22 protein-coding genes are annotated in these 18,921 nt (G+C 72.1%); 11 read left to right on the top strand and 11 right to left on the bottom strand.

All coding sequences use genetic code 11. The features are described 5' to 3' along the window. The first annotated feature begins 8 nt into the window (after positions 1 to 8). From sufU to ACP7TJ_RS07245, 8 genes are all read left to right on the top strand, one after another. Positions 9 to 473: a Fe-S cluster assembly sulfur transfer protein SufU gene (gene sufU, locus ACP7TJ_RS07280; RefSeq protein ID WP_093546387.1), complete on the top strand. Its 465-nt coding sequence runs from the start codon at positions 9 to 11 to the stop codon at positions 471 to 473. Next, complete coding sequence (locus ACP7TJ_RS07275) at positions 470 to 802, top strand: metal-sulfur cluster assembly factor (RefSeq protein WP_093546390.1); 333 nt, start codon at positions 470 to 472, stop codon at positions 800 to 802. The genes sufU and ACP7TJ_RS07275 overlap by 4 nt, the downstream gene beginning before the upstream one ends. Before the next feature lie 91 nt (positions 803 to 893). Further along, positions 894 to 1,214 (top strand): DMT family transporter, encoded by a 321-nt coding sequence (locus ACP7TJ_RS07270; protein ID WP_048458430.1) that lies wholly within the window; start codon positions 894 to 896, stop codon positions 1,212 to 1,214. Beyond that, complete coding sequence (locus ACP7TJ_RS07265; protein ID WP_093767568.1) at positions 1,214 to 1,780, top strand: TetR/AcrR family transcriptional regulator; 567 nt, start codon at positions 1,214 to 1,216, stop codon at positions 1,778 to 1,780. Before ACP7TJ_RS07270 ends, ACP7TJ_RS07265 begins: the two co-directional genes overlap by 1 nt. A 54-nt stretch (positions 1,781 to 1,834) precedes the next feature. Continuing rightward, entirely contained in the window at positions 1,835 to 2,824 is a 990-nt protein-coding gene (dapD, locus tag ACP7TJ_RS07260; protein ID WP_167744969.1) for a 2,3,4,5-tetrahydropyridine-2,6-dicarboxylate N-succinyltransferase, read from the top strand. A 129-nt stretch (positions 2,825 to 2,953) separates the two neighbouring features. After that, positions 2,954 to 3,934 (top strand): SMI1/KNR4 family protein, encoded by a 981-nt coding sequence (locus tag ACP7TJ_RS07255; protein ID WP_427762519.1) that lies wholly within the window; start codon positions 2,954 to 2,956, stop codon positions 3,932 to 3,934. Positions 3,935 to 3,977: 43 nt separating this feature from the next. Then, positions 3,978 to 4,388, top strand: coding sequence for a VOC family protein (locus ACP7TJ_RS07250; RefSeq protein WP_266545294.1), 411 nt, complete (start codon positions 3,978 to 3,980; stop codon positions 4,386 to 4,388). A gap of 9 nt (positions 4,389 to 4,397) precedes the next feature. Further along, positions 4,398 to 4,820 (top strand): SMI1/KNR4 family protein, encoded by a 423-nt coding sequence (locus tag ACP7TJ_RS07245; protein WP_367496056.1) that lies wholly within the window; start codon positions 4,398 to 4,400, stop codon positions 4,818 to 4,820. Between the two features lie 4 nt (positions 4,821 to 4,824). Here the strand turns inward: ACP7TJ_RS07245 and dapA are convergent, their stop codons facing one another. Further along, complete coding sequence (gene dapA / locus ACP7TJ_RS07240; RefSeq protein ID WP_387789202.1) at positions 4,825 to 5,745, bottom strand: 4-hydroxy-tetrahydrodipicolinate synthase; 921 nt, start codon at positions 5,743 to 5,745, stop codon at positions 4,825 to 4,827. 130 nt (positions 5,746 to 5,875) lie between these two features. Between dapA and ACP7TJ_RS07235 the strand changes: the two genes are divergently transcribed. Both ACP7TJ_RS07235 and ACP7TJ_RS07230 read left to right on the top strand, forming a co-directional pair. Beyond that, positions 5,876 to 6,292, top strand: a complete 417-nt coding sequence (locus ACP7TJ_RS07235) for a phage holin family protein (RefSeq protein ID WP_093767573.1) — start codon at positions 5,876 to 5,878, stop codon at positions 6,290 to 6,292. Continuing rightward, positions 6,289 to 6,648: a DUF3618 domain-containing protein gene (locus tag ACP7TJ_RS07230; RefSeq protein ID WP_093767574.1), complete on the top strand. Its 360-nt coding sequence runs from the start codon at positions 6,289 to 6,291 to the stop codon at positions 6,646 to 6,648. The genes ACP7TJ_RS07235 and ACP7TJ_RS07230 overlap by 4 nt, the downstream gene beginning before the upstream one ends. Before the next feature lie 77 nt (positions 6,649 to 6,725). On the opposite strand, the gene ACP7TJ_RS07225 is transcribed toward ACP7TJ_RS07230, so the two are convergent. After that, complete coding sequence (locus ACP7TJ_RS07225; protein WP_427762515.1) at positions 6,726 to 8,555, bottom strand: endonuclease/exonuclease/phosphatase family protein; 1,830 nt, start codon at positions 8,553 to 8,555, stop codon at positions 6,726 to 6,728. A gap of 208 nt (positions 8,556 to 8,763) precedes the next feature. Here ACP7TJ_RS07225 and ACP7TJ_RS07220 point away from each other — a divergent pair, with 208 nt between their 5' ends. After that, on the top strand, positions 8,764 to 10,200 hold the full coding sequence (locus ACP7TJ_RS07220; RefSeq protein ID WP_427762513.1) for a hypothetical protein: 1,437 nt from the start codon (positions 8,764 to 8,766) through the stop codon (positions 10,198 to 10,200). Between the two features lie 51 nt (positions 10,201 to 10,251). Here the strand turns inward: ACP7TJ_RS07220 and ACP7TJ_RS07215 are convergent, their stop codons facing one another. The 9 genes from ACP7TJ_RS07215 to ACP7TJ_RS07175 all read right to left on the bottom strand — a co-directional run bounded on the left by ACP7TJ_RS07215 (position 10,252) and on the right by ACP7TJ_RS07175 (position 18,705). Beyond that, positions 10,252 to 11,454: a TerD family protein gene (locus ACP7TJ_RS07215; protein ID WP_266551449.1), complete on the bottom strand. Its 1,203-nt coding sequence runs from the start codon at positions 11,452 to 11,454 to the stop codon at positions 10,252 to 10,254. Between the two features lie 87 nt (positions 11,455 to 11,541). Next, positions 11,542 to 11,766 carry a hypothetical protein gene (locus tag ACP7TJ_RS07210; RefSeq protein WP_167744960.1) on the bottom strand — a complete coding sequence of 75 codons (225 nt, stop codon included), beginning with the start codon at positions 11,764 to 11,766 and terminating at the stop codon, positions 11,542 to 11,544. Positions 11,767 to 11,850: 84 nt separating this feature from the next. Continuing rightward, positions 11,851 to 12,150, bottom strand: a complete 300-nt coding sequence (locus ACP7TJ_RS07205) for a hypothetical protein (protein WP_427762511.1) — start codon at positions 12,148 to 12,150, stop codon at positions 11,851 to 11,853. A gap of 157 nt (positions 12,151 to 12,307) precedes the next feature. Beyond that, on the bottom strand, positions 12,308 to 13,297 hold the full coding sequence (locus ACP7TJ_RS07200; RefSeq protein WP_093767580.1) for a zinc-dependent alcohol dehydrogenase family protein: 990 nt from the start codon (positions 13,295 to 13,297) through the stop codon (positions 12,308 to 12,310). After that, positions 13,294 to 14,145 carry a carbohydrate ABC transporter permease gene (locus tag ACP7TJ_RS07195; protein WP_093767581.1) on the bottom strand — a complete coding sequence of 284 codons (852 nt, stop codon included), beginning with the start codon at positions 14,143 to 14,145 and terminating at the stop codon, positions 13,294 to 13,296. The genes ACP7TJ_RS07200 and ACP7TJ_RS07195 overlap by 4 nt, the downstream gene beginning before the upstream one ends. Next, positions 14,142 to 15,083 (bottom strand): carbohydrate ABC transporter permease, encoded by a 942-nt coding sequence (locus tag ACP7TJ_RS07190; RefSeq protein ID WP_189911662.1) that lies wholly within the window; start codon positions 15,081 to 15,083, stop codon positions 14,142 to 14,144. The genes ACP7TJ_RS07195 and ACP7TJ_RS07190 overlap by 4 nt, the downstream gene beginning before the upstream one ends. Beyond that, the gene (locus tag ACP7TJ_RS07185) at positions 15,080 to 16,450 is read right to left on the bottom strand and encodes an ABC transporter substrate-binding protein (protein ID WP_193459998.1); all 1,371 of its coding nucleotides are present in this window, start codon (positions 16,448 to 16,450) and stop codon (positions 15,080 to 15,082) included. Before ACP7TJ_RS07185 ends, ACP7TJ_RS07190 begins: the two co-directional genes overlap by 4 nt. A gap of 103 nt (positions 16,451 to 16,553) precedes the next feature. Continuing rightward, positions 16,554 to 17,324 (bottom strand): DeoR/GlpR family DNA-binding transcription regulator, encoded by a 771-nt coding sequence (locus ACP7TJ_RS07180; protein ID WP_093767584.1) that lies wholly within the window; start codon positions 17,322 to 17,324, stop codon positions 16,554 to 16,556. A 571-nt stretch (positions 17,325 to 17,895) separates the two neighbouring features. Then, entirely contained in the window at positions 17,896 to 18,705 is an 810-nt protein-coding gene (locus ACP7TJ_RS07175; RefSeq protein WP_427762508.1) for an NAD-dependent epimerase/dehydratase family protein, read from the bottom strand. Between the last annotated feature and the right edge of the window lie 216 nt (positions 18,706 to 18,921).

The raw sequence follows: 18,921 nt of genomic DNA, 5'->3' as shown, positions 1-18,921 counted from the left end.
GCTGAGGCGTGAAGCTGGACTCCATGTACCAGGACGTCATCCTGGACCACTACAAGAACCCGCACGGGCGGGGTCTCCGGGACGGCGACGCCGAGGTGCACCACGTCAACCCGACGTGCGGCGACGAGATCACGCTGCGCGTGAAGTACGACGGCACGACCATCAGCGACGTCAGCTACGAGGGCCAGGGCTGTTCCATCAGCCAGGCGTCCGCGTCCGTGCTGAACGACCTGCTGGTCGGCAAGGACCTCGCCGAGGCGCAGAAGATCCAGGGGACCTTCCTGGAGCTGATGCAGTCCAAGGGGAAGATCGAGCCCGACGACGCGATGGAGGAGGTGCTGGAGGACGCGGTCGCGTTCGCCGGCGTCTCCAAGTACCCCGCGCGGGTCAAGTGCGCCCTCCTGAGCTGGATGGCGTGGAAGGACGCGACGGCCCAGGCGCTGGGCGCCGACGCCGAAAGGACTACGGCATGAGCGAGACCGTGGAGATGAAGCCGGCCTCGGAGGAGGAGCTCCGCGAGGCCCTGATGGACGTCGTCGACCCCGAGCTGGGCATCGACGTCGTCAACCTGGGCCTGATCTACGGCATCCACGTGGACGACTCCAACGTGGCGACCGTCGACATGACGCTGACCTCGGCGGCCTGCCCGCTGACCGACGTCATCGAGGACCAGGCGAAGTCCGCCACGGACGGCCTGGTCAGCGAGCTGCGGATCAACTGGGTCTGGATGCCGCCGTGGGGCCCGGACAAGATCACGGACGACGGCCGTGATCAGCTCCGCGCGCTGGGCTTCAACGTCTGAGCCCGCCGCACACGGACCGATGGCGACGCCCCCTCCGGGGGCGTCGCTTTTTCGTGCTTCTGCCATGGCGCCGTTGTGTACGCTCGTACACATGGGATACCTGCTGCTGGCCGGGGCCATCGCCGCCGAGGTGTGCGCCACCACCGCCATGAAGTACAGCGACGGCTTCAGCAGGCTCTGGCCCTCCCTGCTGACGCTGCTGGGCTATGTCGTCTCCTTCGCCCTCCTCGCGCAGACCCTGCGCACCGTGGCCGTCGGCACCGCCTACGCCATCTGGGCCGGCGTGGGCACCGCCGCCATCGCGACCATCGGGATCGTGTTCCTGGGCGAGGGGATGACGGTGGCCAAGGCCGTCGGCATCGGGCTGATCATCGTCGGCGTGGTCGTGCTGAACCTGGGCGGTGCGCACTGATGGCGGGGCGCCGGTACGATCCCGAGCGGCGGCAGCGGATCATCGACGCGGCGATCCGGGTGGTGGGCCGCAGCGGCATCGCCGGTCTCAGCCACCGCAGCGTCGCCGCCGAAGCCGATGTGCCGCTCGGCTCCACCACGTACCACTTCAGGACCCTCGACGAGCTGATGGTGGCTGCCCTGCGCCAGGCCAACGAGGGCTTCGCCAAGGTGATCGCCTCGCGCGGCGGCCTGGAGGACCCGCGGACCGACCTGGCGGCCGAGCTGGCGGCGCTGATGGGGGAGTGGCTGGGCGGCGAGCGGACGGGAGTGGAGCTGGAGTACGAGCTGTATCTGGCCGCGCTGCGGCGCCCGGCCCTGCGCCCGGTAGCCGCCGAGTGGTGCGAGGACGTCGCCGCGCCGCTGTCCCGCCGTACGGACCCGGTGACCGCGCGCGCCCTGGTCGCCCTGATGGACGGCATCTGCCTCCAGGTGCTGCTGACGGACACGCCCTACGACGAGGCCTACGCGCGGGAGGTGCTGGGGCGGCTGCTGCCCCGGAACGGACGCGCGGGGACCGGCACCTGAGATGCGGGCGGCACCGGTTCGCGTCCGGTGCCACCGGCCGGTTAGGTTGCCCTCATGACCGACACGACTGCTCAGAGCACCACCGGCGCAGTGGCCGCCGGCCTCGCCACCATCGCCGCCGACGGCACCGTCCTCGACACCTGGTTCCCGGCCCCCGAGCTCGCCGCCGAGCCGGGCCCGTCCGGCACGGAGCGGCTCTCCGCCGAGCAGGCGGCGAAGCTGCTGGGCGGCGGCGCCACCGCCGCGGTCGGCCCGGACCCGCGCCGGGGCGTCGAGGTCGTCGCGGTCCGCACGGTCATCTCCTCGCTGGACGCCAAGCCGGTCGACGCGCACGACGTCTACCTGCGGCTGCACCTGCTCTCCCACCGCCTGGTGAAGCCGCACGGCCAGAACCTGGACGGCATCTTCGCCCACCTCGCCAACGTCGCCTGGACCTCGCTGGGGCCGGTCGCCGTGGACGAGCTGGAGAAGGTGCGGCTCAACGCCCGCGCGGAGGGGCTGCACCTCCAGGTGACGTCCGTGGACAAGTTCCCGCGCATGACGGACTACGTCGCCCCCAAGGGCGTGCGCATCGCCGACGCCGACCGCGTCCGCCTCGGCGCGCACCTCTCCGAGGGCACCACCGTGATGCACGAGGGCTTCGTCAACTTCAACGCCGGCACGCTCGGCACGTCGATGGTCGAGGGCCGCATCTCGGCGGGCGTCGTCGTCGGCGACGGCTCCGACATCGGCGGCGGCGCGTCCACGATGGGCACCCTGTCGGGCGGCGGCAACGTCCGCATCTCCATCGGCGAGCGCTGCCTGGTCGGCGCGGAGGCGGGCGTGGGCATCGCTCTCGGCGACGAGTGCGTGGTCGAGGCGGGCCTCTACGTCACCGCGGGCACCCGGGTGACGATGCCCGACGGCCAGGTCGTCAAGGCCCGCGAACTCTCCGGCGCCTCCAACATCCTCTTCCGCCGCAACTCGGAGACGGGCCGCGTGGAGGCCCGCCCGAACAACGCGGTGTGGGGCGGGCTGAACGACGTGCTGCACAGCCACAACTGACGCGGTCGGCCGCCGGTCGGCCGCGGCCGCCCTCGAGCGCCCTTCCGCGGCCCGGAAGGGCGCTCATCCCCGCGCACACGACAGGCCGGGACCTCGTCGCTCGTGCGGCATGTGTGTCACTCTCCGGTCATGGACGATCAGGAGCTGCTCGAGGCCGTCGCCTCCTTGGTCCGGCCGGGTGGGCGCGGGTTGGTGTGCGGGCGGGTCGGGCATGGGGTGGGGCATGTGTGTCTGACCGTTTCCGGCGCGGTCGAGCTGCCCACTGTCGTCGCGCGGTTCAGCCGTCGGTACGGGCAGCTGCGGAACCTTGTCATGGGCGGTTACGCCGATCCCAGGGCGACCGAGGAGACCGGGTTGCCGCTTCTCGCGCCGTTCGGCGGGGAGTTGGCCGAGCTGCGCGGGTGGGCGTGCGGCGACCGGTGGATCGGCTGCGGTGCGGTGCGTGCCGGGGACGTCGCACAGGTGGTGGTGCTCGTGGCGGAGCGAGACGCACCGCCGTCGGAGGAACCGCCGGAGGAGATGGTCCGGGTGGTCCCACCTCGTCGTGGCACAGGCTCGGACGACGCTCGTGCGTGGGTGCGGCGAGTGCTCGATCTGACCGGGTGGGAGCCGCTCGGGCTCTCCGTCGACTGGGCGACGGTCGAGGAGGAGCTGGGGGTGCCGTTGCCGGCGGACTACAAGGAGCTCGCCGAGGCGTTCGGCGGTGGTGTCTTCAGTGAGTCCGTCTCCTTCATGGGCTGCGGGTCGAGCGTCTCGTTCGACCTGCCCGCACAGTGGCGGGCCGCGCTGTCGGCCGCCCGGGACGGCACGTACGGAAGCGTTTCCGCGGCCGGGCCGTACGACGCATACACGCCGGGCGGCAAGGGAGTCGTCACGTGGGGCTCCACCGAGTGGGCCGATCAGTACTGCTGGCTGATCGACGCCGAGCGGCCGGGCCACTGTTCCGTCCTCGCGCGGTCCCATGATCCCGGGCCCTGGTACCGGTACGACATGTCCACCGCCGAGTTCCTCCACCGCGTCCTCGCCGATGCCGACTTCCGGCCGTTCGGCATCGCGCACTACGGCCTCGGCGCGACATTCGTGCCCGAGTCCGCGGGCCGGCCGCTCTGACGAAGACGGGGCCGGGGCCGGGGCCGTGTGACACGATCAAGGGATGCTGCGACTCACCGATTTCATCATCGACTGTCCGGACACCATGAAGCTGGCGGGCTTCTACTCCGAGGTGACGGGGCAGCCCGTGAAGGTGGGTAGTACCGCGGACTGGGCCGGAATCCGGTTCGGAGAGATCGAGCTGGCGTTCATCCGCGTCGACGACTACCGGGCTCCGCAGTGGCCCGACACCGAGCATCCCAAGCAGTTCCATCTCGACTTCGAGGTCGACGACATCGAGGCCGAGCAGGCGCGTGTGCTCGGGCTCGGGGCCACGCTGCGGCAGGACTTCATCGGTCCCGAGGGCTACGGGTGGCGGATCTACACCGACCCGGTCGGCCATCCCTTCTGCCTCTGCCGCAACAAGGGCGTCGTCTGGACCGACCAGGGGCCGGTCTGGCCCGGGCGCGACTGACCTGTCGTCGTGCGTGAGATCTGCGGCGGAGCGTCGGCCGAGTGCCGCGCGCCCGTGGACGCGGCCGCGTTGCGGGAGGCGGAGCGGCGGCTCGGGCGTGCGCTGCCGGCGGAGTTGGACGTCCTGCTGCGGGAGACCGACGGGGTGGCCGACGCGTACGGGACCGATGTCGTGTGGCCGCTCGCGCAGATCGTCGAGCAGAACCTGATGTTCTGGTCCGGGGAGGCGTTCGCCGGGCTTTACATGCCCTTCGACTCGCTGCTGTTCTTCGGGGACAACGGCGGGGGTGACCAGTTCGCCCTCGTCGTCGCGTCCGGGCGGGACGACGTCTTCGTGTGGGAGCACGAGACCGACAGCCGGGTGTGGGTCGCCGGCGGGCTCCAGGAGTATCTCCGGCGGGCGCTGGCCGGGGACGGGGACTGGTGGCGGTGACCCGTCACGCGGTGGCCGGTCGTCGTGAATCGGCGTCCGCGGTCAGGCGGTCGTAGGTCTCCCGCAGGGCGGCCGTCGTGCGGGGGTCCGCCGGGCGTAGGGGCGGGCGGACCGGGCCCGCCGGGAGGCCCAGGGCGGGGAGCAGGGCCTTCGCCGTCACCGTGCCGGGGAGGCCGCTCGCCGTCATCGCCTCGATGAGCGGGGTCAGGCGGTGCTGGAGCCGGACGGCCTCGGCCGTGTCGCCGTGGTCGAAGGCGTCGAGGACGGAACGGACCGCGGACGGGGCCACGTTGGCCACCGTGCTGACGCACCCGGCGCCGCCCACCGCGCGGAGCGCCAGGTTGTGCTCGTCGCAGCCCGCGTAGTACGCCAGGTCCGTGCGGGCCATCACCTTCTGCGCCGCCAGGAAGTCGTTGCTGCAGTCCTTCACCGCCACGACGCGCGGGTGCTCGGCCAGCCGCAGCAGGGTGTCCGGCTCGACGCGGACCCCGGTGCGGGCCGGGATGTCGTAGAGGACCACGGGGAGGCCCGCCGCGTCGGCGGTCTCGCGGACGTACGCCTCGATCGCGTCCTGCGGCGGGCGGCTGTAGTACGGGGCGACCAGCAGGAGGGCGTCGGCGCCCGCCTGCTCGGCCTCACGGGCCAGGGTGACGGTGTGCGCGGTGTCAGGGGTGCCGACGCCGGCGACCAGCGTGGCGCGGCTGCCGACGGCCTCCCGTACGGCCGTGATCAGGGACCGCTTCTCCGCGTCCGTCGTCGTCGGGGACTCCCCGGTCGTGCCGGACAGCACCAGGCCGTCGCAGCCCTCGGTGACCAGATGGTCGGCCAGGCGCTGCGCGCCGTCCAGGTCCGGCGCGCCGGAAGGGGTGAACGGGGTGATCATCGCGCACAGCGTGCGGCCGAGGGAGGGAGGGGTGGTCGTCATGGGAGTAGTGTCGGCCGCTGCACGGTGAAGGTCCACTTACAGGTTTTGATCAGTATCGGTAAGCGTTGCTTTAGGGATAGGGCGGAGCGGGCGGGGGTACTCGGGTGACCCCACCGAGAGGAGGCGCACCGTGGCCGGAACCATCCAACAACGGCCCGTCCGTGACGAGCACACCGTCGGCGAGCTCGTCGGGCAGGCCACCGAACAGATCTCGCGACTCGCACGGCAGGAAGTGGCGCTCGCCAAGGAGGAACTGGCGGAGAAGGGGCGCCGGGCCGGAGTCGGCGGCGGGATGCTGGGAGCGGCGGGGGCGTTCGGTTACGCGGGGCTGCTCGCGCTGGCCGCCACGGGAATCGTCGCCCTCGACCTGGTGCTGCCGCTGTGGGCGGCGGCGCTGATCATCACGGGCGTGCTGTTCGTGATCGCCGGCGTGCTGGCGCTGGCCGGACGCGGACAGCTGCGCCGGGCCACGCCGCCCAAGCCGGAGCGGACGCTGGGCAGCGTGAAGGCCGACGTCGAGGAGATCAAGGAAAGGGCGCACCGATGACGCACGAGGTGAAGGGCTCGGCGTCCCCGTCGGGAGCCCACGTGGACACCGGCGGTGAGGCGGCACGCGGGGCCAAGGGCCCGGACGAGCTGCGCCGGGAGATCGAACGGACCCGGCACGAACTCGGCGACACCGTCGAGGAACTGGCCGGGAAGATGGACGTCAAGGCACGGGCCAGGGCGCGCGCCGACGAACTGAGGGACCGGGCCGGCGCGATGACGGTGCAGATGCGCAGCAGTGCCGCGCACGCCGGCGAGGTCGGCAAGCAGCACCGCACACAGCTGATGGCCGCCGCGGGCGCGCTGGTGATGCTGGCCGTGGGCACCGTGGTGATGGTGCAGCGCCGCCACCACTGAGCGGGCGGGCCGGAGGACGGCGGGGGACGGAAGCGGCTGTCCGCTTCCGTCCCCCGCCGCCTGTCGCTACGGCGAGGTCACGGCTTGAACCGCAGGACCTGCGGGTCGTGGTCGCTGATCTGGTCGTGGAACTCCGCGTTGATGTGCACGCTGTCGTAGCTGAACGAGCACTGGCGGCGGATCGACGGGCTGATCAGGATCTGGTCCAGCGCCTGGCTGTTGCCCTGGTACACGTACGAGTAACGCTCCGGCGCGGGCAGCGACTTGATCGCCGACCACAGGACGCCGTCGCCCTCCATGATGCGGGTGGTGCGGGAGAACTCGAAGTCGTTGATGTCGCCGAGCGCCACGACCGCCGCGTTCTTCTGCGCCTTGAGGATCTTCGCGGTGAAGTCGTGGATCTCCTGCGCCTGGAGGTGGCGCTGCGTCTCCGAGCCGCGCACCGGCGGCTGGTACTGCGAGGTGAGGCCCTGGTCGCCGCCCTTGGAGGAGAAGTGGTTGGCGATGACGACGACCGTGCGGCCGCGGAAGACGAACTCGCCGGCCAGCGGCTTGCGGCTGTCCTCGAACGCCGCCGAGTCCGGGGCGATCCGGCCGGGGGACAGGGTCAGGGCGGCCCTGCCGCGGACCGTGACCACGTCGGTCGCCGTGGTGGCGTCGCCGCCGGGCCGGTCGGTGAAGGACACGCGGGCCGGGTTGAACAGGAAGGCCTGGCGGATGTTGCCGCCCGGCTGACCGCCGTCCTGCTTGTCGGCCGGGTCGACGGCGCGCCAGTCGTAGCGCGGGCCGCCGGCCGCCTCGATGGCGTCGATCAGCTTCCTCAGCGTGACGTCGGCGGCGACCGTGCCGTCGTCCGTGGCGCCGTTGTTGTCCTGGATCTCCTCCAGCGACACGATGTCGGGCGAGGAGAGGTTGTGCACGATCGCCTCGGCGTGCGCGGCGAAGGTGTCGTCCGACGGGTCGAGGTTCTCGACGTTGTAGGTGGCTATCGCGAGCTCGGAGCGGTGCTGCGCGCGGGTCGTCTCCCGCTGCGTGCCGCCGGACTCCAGCGTGCCGAGCTCGCTGGCGACCAGGGTGTAGCCGCCGTACTGGTTGTAGTCCAGCGGGCCCGTGGTGGCGCCCGTGAGGACGTCGCCGACATGGGCGTCGGGGAAGTCGGCGGCCGTGCCCAGCGACTGGATCTGCAGCCGGCCGGTGTTCTGGGCGTCGTACGAGCCGTACACCGTGCCGCCGCGCCTGTTCCGGTTCTCGTGGGGCTTCACCGTGACCCACAGCTCCGTGTACGGGTCGGTCGCGCCGACCACACGGGCGTCGGCGACCCGGACGTTCATGCCCTCCAGCGACTCGTACAGGTCGAGGGCGTATCCGCCCGGGCGCAGCGTGAGGGCGTTGACCGAGCCGCCGGCCGCCGGGTCGCCCTGCGGCGCGTACGCGGCCGGGACCGTGCGCGCGTCGAGGGCCGCCGGGGCCGGGACCGGGTTGCCGCGCGAGACGACCGTGACGGTGGGCCGGGTGATCTCGGTGACCGACTGGTTGCCGGAGGAGGTCCCGCCGGGGACGTACTCCGTGACCGTGCCGGAGACGGAGACCTCGTCGCCCACCGCGACACCCCGCGGGGTGGAGCTGGTGAAGACGAACACGCCCTCACTGGTGGCCGGGTCGGCGTCGGGGGCGGGGTCCTGGATCCAGAAGCCGCGGGACGAACCGTAGGTACGGATGCCGGTGACGATGCCGGTCACGTCGGTGACCTGCTTGCCGGCGAACGGCGACACACGCGTGTCGCCCTGGATGTCGTGGATGCGCACGGACTCGGCGTGCGCGGGCGTCGTGAGGACGACGGTCGACGCCGCGGAACACACGGCGGCGACGGTGAGCGCGGCGAGGCGCGCGGACGGCTTGCTCGGCAACGGATTCCCTCCGGGGACCGGAACGAGGGTGGGCGGGTGCGGTGCGGGACACACCCTGTCTACGCGCGTCAATGTCCAGCCTGGCCAAGCCACTTGTCAAGGTTTCGGCCATGTACGCCGCATGAAGCGAAGGGGAAGTGGGCGGCATGGGTGGAAATCCGTCTAGGCTGAGCGGCTGAGACGTAGAGGGCACTAGGAGAAACAGCCGATGTCAGACAGCTCCATCCTGCCGCCGGCGCGGTTGCGCCCCGAAGCGGAGCTGGCGCGCGACGCCCTGTCCACTCCGGTGCTGTCCCGGGCCGCCCGCCTCGCCCGCTGGGCCGGCCCCGCGACCCGCGTGGACGCCGGCGGCGGACTGGTGGACGAACAGCTCCCGGAGGCGGCGGCGGAGTTGGGCCTGAGCGGGGAGGACGCCGCGGCCGACGCCAGTGAGGCGTGGCGGGTCGCCGTGGACACCGGTCTCGTCGAGGTGGTCGACGAGGAGGAGGGCACCGTCCGCGCGGGAGACGAGCTGTCGCGGCTCACCGGGGGATCGCCGCAGGACGTGCTGAGCGTGTGGCTCGGCGCCCTGGAGACCGTGCTGGGCGACGCGAGCGTGCCCGACCTGGGCGGTCTCGTCGACGCCATCGCCGGGGGCGAGGGGTCGGGGGAGCTGGACCTCGACGCGCTGGACTGGAACCCGGAGGCCGAGGCGGAGTTCCTCGACGGGGTGCTCGGCAACCTGTACCTGCTGACCGTCGGCGAGGACAAGGCCGGCGACGCGCCGGTGCCGCTGCCCGCGCTGGCCGCCTCCGTCATCGTGCCCGACGGCATGGCGGAGCCCAGCAACGACGTCCTGGAGCAGGTGTCCGACGCGATGATGCGGCTGGACGACCAGTTCCGCATGCTGGAGCCGGTCGGGCTCGTGGAGTACCAGCCGGTCGACGAGGCGCTGATGGCCGACGCCGACGAGGAGCCCGCCGCCCCGGTCGACGACACGGACGTCGCCCGCTACGGGCTGGTACGGCTCACCCCGCTCGGGCTGTACGGGCTGCGCGCCCGGCTGCTGGAGGCGGGCTTCGAGGCGCCCGCGGTCGGCGACCTCGCGGACAAGGGCGCCGACGCGCTGCTCGACGGCACGGCCGCGTACCCGCCGGCCGCCGCCCATGCCGAGACCGAGCACTGGCTGGAGCGGCGCCGGCCGCTGGAGGCGGCGCGGGAGCTGCTGGCCGCGGCGCGTGGCTCGGACGAGGGGGCGCCGCTGCGGCGGCTGCGCTGCCAGCAGGCGCTGTCGCTGGTCGGCGGCGCCGCGGAGCCCGCGCTGCGGGAGGTGCTGGACGACGCCGAACTCGGCGGTCTGGCCCGGGTGTGGCTTGCCGAGCACGGGGCCTCGGACGTTCCGCCGCCGTCCGAGGCGATGATCTTCTGGCTCACCGTCGACACGGTGGCCGCGCAGCTCGCCGCCGAGGGCAACTCCGAGGAGCTGCGCGCCCTGGTGGAGGGGCTGGCCCGCCAGCACAGCGGCTTCTTCGACACGGCGTGGCGGGTGGACCACCCGGCCACGGCGGACGTCCTGGAGGCGATGGGACGCCTTCACTCGGACAAGAAGATCGCGAAGGAAGCGCGGAAGGCTGCGTTCAAGGCGCGGTCGCAGCAGGGGGGTTAGACGCGCGGCCGGCGCCCGTCGGGACGGGCGCCGGCCGCTGGGGAGAGGCGGTCAGAGAGCCTTCGCGGCGGGCTTGATCATGCCCCGGACCGTGCGGCCCTTCACGAACTCGCCCATCGCGGTCATGTCCCACTCGCCCGAGTACTGCCGGATCAGCTTCGCCATCATCACGCCCGTCTGCGGCTCGGCGCTCGTGAGGTCGAAGCGGACCAGCTCCTCGCCGGTGGCCGCGTCCATCAGGCGGCAGTACGCCTTGGCGACCTCCGTGAACTTCTGGCCGGAGAAGGAGTTCACCGTGAAGACCAGGCCCGAGACCTCCATGGGGAGGCGGCCGAGGTCGACGGTGATGACCTCGTCGTCGCCGGCGCCCTCGCCCGTGAGGTTGTCACCGGAGTGCTGGACGGCGCCGCCGAGGATCTGCAGCTTGCCGAAGTAGCAGCTGTCGATGTGGTTGCGCTGCGGGCCGAAGGCGATGACCGACGCGTCCAGGTCGATGTCCTTGCCGCGGTAGGCGGGCTCCCAGCCGAGGCCCATCTTCACCCGGGACAGCAGCGGCCGGCCGCCCTTCATCAGGGAGACCGTCTGGTTCTTCTGGAGGCTGACCCGGCCCTTGTCCAGGTTGATCTTGCCGGTGCCGGGCGCGGCGGCGGGCGGGGCCGGGGAAGCCGCCGGGGCGGGCGGCGCCTGCGGGGCGGCGGCCGGGGGGGCGGGCGGCGCGGCCTGCGGGGCCGGCGGGGTCACCGGCTGGGCCGGGGCGGCCGGCTCCTCGACCGAGACGCCGAAGTCCTTGGCGATGCCGGCCAGCCCGTCGGCGTAGCCCTGGCCGACCGCGCGGGCCTTCCAGGCGCCGTTGCGCAGGTAGATCTCGACGACCACCAGGGCCGTCTCCGAGCCGAGCTGCGGGGGTGTGAAGGTCGCCAGGACGGCGCCGGTGTCCGCGTCGCGGACGGTCGCGGTGGGCTCGATGCCCTGGAAGGTCTGGCCCGCCGCGTCGGGGCTCGCGGTCACGACGATCTTCTCGATGCCGGGGGGTACGGCCGCGGTGTCGACCGTGACGGCGTCAGGGGCCGTGCCCCCGCCGGAGCGGTAGGTCACGCCCGGGCCCGTGGGCTGGTTGTAGAAGATGAAGTCGTCGTCGGAGCGCACCTTGCCGTCGGCGGTGAGCAGCAGGCCCGATACGTCGAGCCGCACGGGCGCGGCGACGTCCACCGTCACGCGGGCGGTGGGAAGAGGGATGTTCGAGCCGGGGGTCATAGCTGTCATGCCGGGTGAACGAGCGAGGCCGTTTTACCGTTCCCTTACCTGTCGTCCGTTCGGCGCAGTCGTCGCCTCCGGCTCGGGTCAGCCCCGGTTGCGCGGGTGGGCGCGGGCGGTGCGCTCGTTGCCGCGCCTGTAGTCGCCGGTCCAGCGGGCCATGACGAGCTGCGGGTCGGCGGCGCCGGTGACCTCGCCGAGGAAGCGGGCGGCCCGGTCGCCCCGCAGGACGGTGGCGCGGCGGCCGTGGTGGGTGATGTGGACGGTTCCGTCGGTGTGCGCCTCGTAGGTGAAGCCGTTCGGTGGGGGCATGCCGGGGATGCCAGGGGGCGGGGCCGGGGGCGACCACGGGATTTCGCCCGGGCGCGTGAGGTGGGAGGGCGCACGGGGCCGGGCTCACCAGAAGCTCTGGCAGGTGCAGCGGACCTCGATCTCCTGCTTCGTGGTCCATGTGTCGCCCTCGAAGCCGTGGTGCCGTTCGGTCACGGTGTCCCGGGCGACCACGGCCCGGCAGCTGACGCCGCTGTGCTCGGACCTGTCGTGGCCGCATCCGCGGCACCTGCCGGTGGTGTTGGGGCGCCAGTAGTCGGGCACGAAGCCCCGGCAACGGCAGGAATCGCCGTCGCCTCCGCAGTGGCCCTCCTCGTGGAGTGTCCACAGGTGCCCGCAGCGGCACGTGACCACACGGTCGTTCATGCGGCTCCCCCCTCGGACCGGACCGCCCAGGGTGGCGGCCGCTCATGCCGTCAGGGTGCACGCCGGGCGGCGGCCGGGTGAACAGGGGCCGGCCGCCCGCCCTCCCCGCAGAGGGCCGCCGGGCGGGCACCCGGGGAGCGGAGTGCCCGCGCGACGCCTACGGCACCACCACGATCTTGCGGCCCACGCCCGCCGCGAACTGGTCCAGGGCCTCGGGGTACTGGTCCAGGGGGAGACGGTCGCTGATGAAGACGTCCGGGTCGAGGACGCCGTTCGCGAAGAGTTCCGCCGCGCGCTCGTAGCTGTGGAGCACGGCCATCGAGCCGGTGATGGTGATCTCCTGGTTGTAGATCCGGTACGGGTCGATCTCCACCCGGGTCGCGTAGTCGGCGACGCCGAACTGGAGGAACGTGCCCGCCTTCGCGACCCGCCCGAGCCCGTCCTGGATCGCCGCCGCGTTGCCCGTCGCGTCGATGACCAGGTCCCAGCCCTGCGGTCGGTCCAGCTCGTCCGGGGTGGCCGCGGTCGCGGAGACCCCCAGCGTGCGGGCCGTCTCCAGGCGCGCCGGGTTCAGGTCGACCATGTCGACGCTGGCCGCGCCGGTCCGCTTGGCCAGCTCCAGCATCATCAGGCCCATGGTCCCGGAGCCGTAGATCAGCACATGCGCGCCGAGCCGCGACCGGAGCACGTCGTAGCCGCGCACCGCGCAGGACAGCGGCTCGATGAGGGCCGCGTCCTGGGTGCGGACGTGCTCCGGGAGCTTCACGCAGTTCGCCACCGGCGCCACCGCGTACTGCGCGGCGCCGCCCGCCGCGGTGACGCCGATCGCCGCCCAGCGCTCGCACAGGTTGTTGTGGCCGGTACGGCAGTAGCGGCACTCGTAGCAGTACAGGGAGGGGTCGACGGCGACCCGGTCGCCGAGCGCCACCTCGGTGACCTGGGAGCCGACGCCGACCACCTCGCCGGCGAACTCGTGCCCCGGCACGATCGGCAGCTTGGGCGCGAACTCGCCCTGGAGGATGTGCAGATCGGTCCCGCACAGCCCGCACGCGGCGACCTCGACGACGACGTCCCTCGGGCCCGGCGTCGGGTCCGGGACCTCGGTGACGACGGCCCTGCCCACGGACTCGATGACGGCGGCCTTCATTTCACGGCTCCCAACGACAGGCCCTGGACGAGTTTGTCCTGGGCGGCGAACCCCGCGGCGAGCACCGGCAGGGAGATGACGAGCGACGCGGCGCACACCTTGGCCAGGAACAGGCCCTGGCTGGTGATGAAGCCGGTCAGGAAGACGGGGGCGGTCTCGGCGACCACGCCCGTCAGGACCCGGGCGAACAGCAGCTCGTTCCAGCTGAAGATGAAGCAGATCAGCGCCGTCGCCGCGATGCCCGGGAGGGCGATCGGGGCGACCACCCGGGTCAGCACCGTCGGCAGGCGGGCGCCGTCGATCTGGGCGGCCTCGACGACCGCGACCGGGATCTCGGAGAGGAAGGACTGCATCATCCACACCGCGATCGGCAGATTCATCGAGGTGTAGAGGATGACGAGCAGCCAGATGTTGTCGAGCATCCCGGCGTTCTTGGCGAACAGGTAGATCGGCAGCAGGCCGGCCACCACGGGCAGCATCTTGGTGGAGAGGAAGAAGAACAGGACGTCCGTCCACTTCTTCACCGGGCGGATGGACAGGGCGTACGCGGCGGGCAGGGCCAGCACGAGGACCAGCAGCGTCGAGGTCACGGACGCGACCGTCGAGTTGATCAGGGCGGGCCAGGGGCTGGCGCCGCCGCCCGCGCCGAAGAACTCGCGGTAGCCGTCCAGGGTGAGGGCGGCGCCCCACGAGGGCGGGTTGGTGGCCGCGTCCGTCTCGGAGTGGAAGGACGTCAGGGCCATCCAGGCGATGGGCAGGAAGAACACGATGCCGGCCAGCCAGGCGACCAGGCCGAGACCCGCTCCGCCGCGGAACCGGCCGCGGGTGCGTACGGCGGTGCTGCTCATGCGCGGGACACCTCCTCGCGGAACAGGGACGAGACCACGCGCAGGGCGAAGGTCGCGATGACGATGGAGCCGATGACGACCAAGACGCCGGCCGCCGAGGCGAGGCCGTTCTCGTGCGCCTGGTAGAAGGTCTGGTAGACGGTGTAGGGCAGGTTGGCGGTGCCGAGACCGCCGGACGTGAGGGTGAACACCGCGTCGAAGTTCTGCACGATGTAGATCGAGCCGAGCAGGGCGCCCAGTTCGAGGTAGCGGCGCAGGTGCGGCAGCGTGATGTGCACGAAGACCTGCCAGTCGCTCGCGCCGTCGACGCGGGCCGCCTCGAGCTGCTGCTGGTCCCGGCTCTGCAGCCCGGCCAGCAGGATGAGCATCATGAACGGCGTCCACTGCCACACCAGCGCCGCCTGCACGGCGAGCAGCGGGGTGCCGGAGATCCAGTCGGGCTGGGGGCCGCCGACATAGTGCAGCAGGCCGTTGAGCAGGCCGTACTCCGGGTTGTAGAGGACGTGCTTCCAGAGCAGGGCGGCGGCGACCGGCACCACCAGGAACGGCGCGATGAGCAGGGTGCGCACGACGGCCCGCCCCCGGAACCTCCGGTCCAGCAGCAGCGCGAGCAGCAGCCCGATCACCAGGCTGGCCAGGACGACGCCCACGGTGAGCAGGACGGTCGTCCAGACGGACTTGCGCAGTGCCGGGTCGGTCAGCACCTCCTGGTAGTTGGCGAGACCGGCGAAGTGGCGGGCGTCGGGGTAGAGGGAGTTCCAGTCGAAGAAGGAGATCACCAGGGTCGCCACGAACGGCAGCTGGGTGACCACGATCATGAAGATCAGGGCGGGCAGCAGCGGGGCGCGGGTGGCCCAGGCGCGCAGCCGGGCGGAGGGCCGGTGCGGTGCGGCGGACGTCTGTGGTGCGGCCGCGGGGGCCGTGGTCGTGGCGGTCATCGTCCCTCGTACTCCTCGGCGATCTCTTCTGCGAGCTGCTGGGACTTCCTCAGGGCCTCCTCGACGGACTGGCGCCCGGCGATGGCCGCGCTGATCTCCTGGGAGACCTTGGTGCCGAGATCGGTGAACTCCGGGATGCCGACGAACTGGATGCCGGGCGCCGGACGGGGCTGGACGCCGGGGTCGTCGGGGCGGGCCTGCTCGATGGCCCGCTTGGTCATGTCCTGGAAGGCGGCGGCCTCCGCCCGGTAGTCGGGGTGGGCGTAGGTGGAGGCGCGCTTGCCCGCGGGGACGTTGGACCAGCCGAACTCCTCGCCGACCAGCTGCTCGTACTCCTTGCCGGACGCCCAGGAGACGAACTTCCAGGCGTTGTCCGGGTTGCGGGAGGCGTTCTGGATGCCCCACGCCCAGGTGTAGAGCCAGCCCGACGACTCCGTCCTCTCCACCGGCGCCGGCGCGTAGCCGATCTTCCCGGCGACGGGGGAGCCGTCGGCCTCCAGGGAGCCGGCCGCGGACGTGGCGTCGTACCACATGGCGACCTTGCCCTGGGTCAGGTTGTTCAGGCACTCGGCGAAGCCGGCCTGGGGCGCGCCGGACTCGCCGTGCTCACGCACCAGGTCCACATAGAAGTTGACGGCCTTGTTCCACTCGGGGGAGTCGAGCCGCGCCTTCCAGTCCTTGTCGAACCAGGTGCCGCCGAAGGTGTTGACCACGGTGGTCAGGGGCGCCATGACCTCGCCCCAGCCGGGCAGTCCGCGCAGGCAGATGCCCTTCATGCCGGGCCGGGCCCCGTCTGCCTTCGCGGCCAGGTCGGCGACCTGCTGCCAGGTGGGCCGGGCGGGCATCGTCAGGCCCTTCTCCGCGAAGACGTCCTTGCGGTACATCAGGAACGACGACTCGCCGTAGAACGGCTGGCCGTACAGCTTGCCGTCCTCGCCGGTGAGGGACTGCCGCATCGGCTCGAGGATGTCCCGCTGGTCGTACGCCGTGTCCTCGGCGACGTAGGGGTCCATCTCCTTCAGCCAGCCGTTCTTGGCGTAGATGGGTATCTCGTAGTTGGACAGGGTGGCCACGTCGTACTGGCCTGCCTGGTTGGCGAAGTCCTGGCTGATCTTGTCGCGGACGTCGTTCTCCGGCAGCACGGTGAAGTTCACCTTGATGCCGGTCTCCTTGGTGAAGTGGGCGGCGGTCAGCTTCTGCAACTCGACCATCTGCGAGTTGTTCACCATCAGGACGTTGATGGCGTCGCCGCCGGATCCGGCCCCGCCCGCTCCGACCCAGCAGCCGGAGAGCAGCGGGGCGATCAGCGTCCCTGCGGCGGCCGTGGCGAGTACGCCTCGTGGCCTCCGTCGGCTCTGGGTTCGCATGGATCGCTCCTGGACGTATAGGGAGACATCGGGCGTCACCTGGCATGGTTCGGCCCCGTGGGGACGTGGAAACGGTGTGCGGTTCTGTGCGGGGGGCCGGCGGTCAGACCCTGATGACCTGCGGCCCGAGCAGGGAGTAGCGATGGGCCTCGGAGGCCGGGAGCAGGGTGCTCGTCACGATCGCCTCCAGCGCGCCGACCTCGGCGAACCGGCAGAAGCTGACCGCTCCGAACTTGGTGTGGACGCCCGCGAACACCACGCGGCGGGCGGCCCGCACCGCCTGCGCCTTGACCTCGCTGACCGCCGGGTCGGGCGTGGTCAGTCCGTGTTCGCGGGAGATCCCGTTGGCGCCGATGAACGCCAGGTCGATGACGAAGCCGGAGAGCATCTTCGTCGTCCAGTGGTCCACGGTGGCGAGCGTCCCGGAGCGGACGCGGCCGCCGAGCAGCAGGACGGACGCGTCGCCCTTCTGCGCGAGCGCGCCCGCGACCGGCAGGGAGGCGGTGACCACGGTGAGCGGCCGGTCGGCGGGCAGGGCCTCGGCGATGAGCTGCGGGGTGAAGCCCTCGTCGACGAAGACCGTCTCGGCGTCCCCGAGCAGGTCGGCCGCGGCGGCCGCGACCCTGCGCTTCTCGGGGACGTGGCTGGTGGCGCGGAAGGCGAGCGTCGTCTCAAAACCGGCGCTCTCCACCGGGTAGGCGCCGCCGTGGGTACGGCGGACCAGGCCGTGGTCCTCCAAGGCGCGGAGGTCGCGGCGGACGGTCTCCTTGGCCACGCCCAGCTCGGCGGCGAGCACGGTCACGTCGACCGAGCCGGTGGCTCGGGCCACCCGCACGATCTCGCGTTGGCGCTCCTCGGCCGTTCTGTTGGCCATGGCCGGACCCCTGCTTTCTGCGCTGGCGCTGTGGTGCTGGTGGTGCGTGCGTGCCCGTTCGGGCCTCTGCAGGAAGTTGTACAGCGGGGGCGGGGTGCTGACCAGGTCTGTTGCGGGTTCGTTGGTGCCCGGTTGTGCCCGGGTGGGCGGGCGGGTGCCCGGCTCGGACCTGGGTAGGGGGTGGGAGCGGGCAGGGCGGGGGCCCGTTTGTGGTGCCGGGGGCGCCCGTTTTCCGCCCGTGGGCCGGGGCGGGGGTGCGTTTCACGCCGCGGCCGGTGGGGGCGACTCACGGCGAGGCGTCCTGCGAGGGCGCCACCTGCGCCCACCCTCCCCCACTCTCGGCTTCGCTCGAGCGGGAGGTACCCCCATCGCCCCAAGCGGCACGACTGCCCGCAGGCGACGGGGGGCAGGGATGCGCCCCTTCAGGGGCGCGGGGAACTGCGCGACCGGCCCGCGACGGGCCGCGGGCGGACGGATTGCCGTCAGTACGGCTCAGGGGCGCGGGGAACTGCGCGATCAGCCCTCGACGGGCCGCAGCCGGTGGACGGCGGATGCGGGCAGACGGTTGCCGTCAGTAGGGCCAGATCGGGGGATCTGTCACGAAGTGGCCGCCCAGGCAGGCCTGCGCCGGATCCGCCGGATCCAGCTCGCCCTGTTCCGCGATCAGCTTCTCCGCGAAGACCTCCGAGTCGTCCTGCGGCTCGTACCCCAGCGCCCGCGCGGACGTGAGATCCCACCACAGCCGCGTGTTGGCGGACGAGCCGTACACCACCGTGTGCCCCACCCCCTCCGCCGTCAGCGCCGCGTGGAACAGCCGCGCCCCGTCCGCCGGACTCATCCACACCGACAGCATCCGCACGCTCGTCGGCTCCGGGAAGCACGACCCGATCCGCACGGAGACCGTCTCCACCCCGTGCTTGTCCCAGTACAGCTGGGCCAGATCCTCGCCGAAGCACTTGGACAGCCCGTAGAAGGTGTCCGGCCGGCGCGGGGTGTCGACGGGGATCAACGGGTCGTCGCCCCGCGGCCGCGGGGTGCAGCCGACGGCGTGGTTGGAGGAGGCGAAGACGATCCGGCGCACGCCTTCCTCACGCGCGGCCTCGTACAGGTGGTACGTCCCCTCGATGTTGGCCTTGAGGATCTTGTCGAAGGGCGCCTCCAGCGAGATGCCCGCCAGGTGCACGACCGCGTCGACCCCCCGCACCGCCTCCCGCACGGCGTCCTGGTCGCTCAGGTCCCCGACGACCGCGTCGGGTTCGCCGTCGATGGGCCGCATGTCGAACAGCCGCAGCTCGTAGCCGTACGAGGGAAGCAGCTCCCGCATCAGCGTGCCGAGACCGCCGGCGGCGCCGGTGAGCAGGACGGTGCGGGGAGCGGGCATCTGCGGGTCTCCTTGCGGCGCCGGCCGGAACAGACAGGGCGAGACAGAGCGAACGTGCAGGTGGACGCACGGCGTTCATGTGCGTGGACACGCTAAGGAGCCCGGACGCGGCGCGTCAAGTATCCCCGACCCGCCACGGCGGCGTCAGTCGTGCGCGGCGATCCGCTTGACCCGCCTCCCTGCCCCGCCTTAGCGTGGTCCCGTTCAGAAATATGG

Origin of the sequence: Streptomyces sp. DSM 41931, assembly GCF_050271085.1 — a bacterium.
Classification (GTDB): domain Bacteria; phylum Actinomycetota; class Actinomycetes; order Streptomycetales; family Streptomycetaceae; genus Streptomyces; species Streptomyces albogriseolus.
This window is presented reverse-complemented; position numbering and strand designations above follow the sequence as displayed.

Bases quoted from the DNA above. Each gene is read 5' to 3' on its own strand.
- ACP7TJ_RS07275 (WP_093546390.1), top strand. From the start codon at position 470: ATGAGCGAGACCGTGGAGATGAAGCCGGCCTCGGAGGAGGAGCTCCGC.
- ACP7TJ_RS07270 (WP_048458430.1), top strand. From the start codon at position 894: ATGGGATACCTGCTGCTGGCCGGGGCCATCGCCGCCGAGGTGTGCGCC.
- ACP7TJ_RS07265 (WP_093767568.1), top strand. From the start codon at position 1,214: ATGGCGGGGCGCCGGTACGATCCCGAGCGGCGGCAGCGGATCATCGAC.
- dapD (WP_167744969.1), top strand. From the start codon at position 1,835: ATGACCGACACGACTGCTCAGAGCACCACCGGCGCAGTGGCCGCCGGC.
- ACP7TJ_RS07255 (WP_427762519.1), top strand. From the start codon at position 2,954: ATGGACGATCAGGAGCTGCTCGAGGCCGTCGCCTCCTTGGTCCGGCCG.
- ACP7TJ_RS07250 (WP_266545294.1), top strand. From the start codon at position 3,978: ATGCTGCGACTCACCGATTTCATCATCGACTGTCCGGACACCATGAAG.
- dapA (WP_387789202.1), bottom strand. From the start codon at position 5,745: ATGACGACCACCCCTCCCTCCCTCGGCCGCACGCTGTGCGCGATGATC.
- ACP7TJ_RS07230 (WP_093767574.1), top strand. From the start codon at position 6,289: ATGACGCACGAGGTGAAGGGCTCGGCGTCCCCGTCGGGAGCCCACGTG.
- ACP7TJ_RS07220 (WP_427762513.1), top strand. From the start codon at position 8,764: ATGTCAGACAGCTCCATCCTGCCGCCGGCGCGGTTGCGCCCCGAAGCG.
- ACP7TJ_RS07215 (WP_266551449.1), bottom strand. From the start codon at position 11,454: ATGACCCCCGGCTCGAACATCCCTCTTCCCACCGCCCGCGTGACGGTG.
- ACP7TJ_RS07210 (WP_167744960.1), bottom strand. From the start codon at position 11,766: ATGCCCCCACCGAACGGCTTCACCTACGAGGCGCACACCGACGGAACC.
- ACP7TJ_RS07205 (WP_427762511.1), bottom strand. From the start codon at position 12,150: ATGAACGACCGTGTGGTCACGTGCCGCTGCGGGCACCTGTGGACACTC.
- ACP7TJ_RS07200 (WP_093767580.1), bottom strand. From the start codon at position 13,297: ATGAAGGCCGCCGTCATCGAGTCCGTGGGCAGGGCCGTCGTCACCGAG.
- ACP7TJ_RS07195 (WP_093767581.1), bottom strand. From the start codon at position 14,145: ATGAGCAGCACCGCCGTACGCACCCGCGGCCGGTTCCGCGGCGGAGCG.
- ACP7TJ_RS07190 (WP_189911662.1), bottom strand. From the start codon at position 15,083: ATGACCGCCACGACCACGGCCCCCGCGGCCGCACCACAGACGTCCGCC.
- ACP7TJ_RS07185 (WP_193459998.1), bottom strand. From the start codon at position 16,450: ATGCGAACCCAGAGCCGACGGAGGCCACGAGGCGTACTCGCCACGGCC.
- ACP7TJ_RS07180 (WP_093767584.1), bottom strand. From the start codon at position 17,324: ATGGCCAACAGAACGGCCGAGGAGCGCCAACGCGAGATCGTGCGGGTG.
- ACP7TJ_RS07175 (WP_427762508.1), bottom strand. From the start codon at position 18,705: ATGCCCGCTCCCCGCACCGTCCTGCTCACCGGCGCCGCCGGCGGTCTC.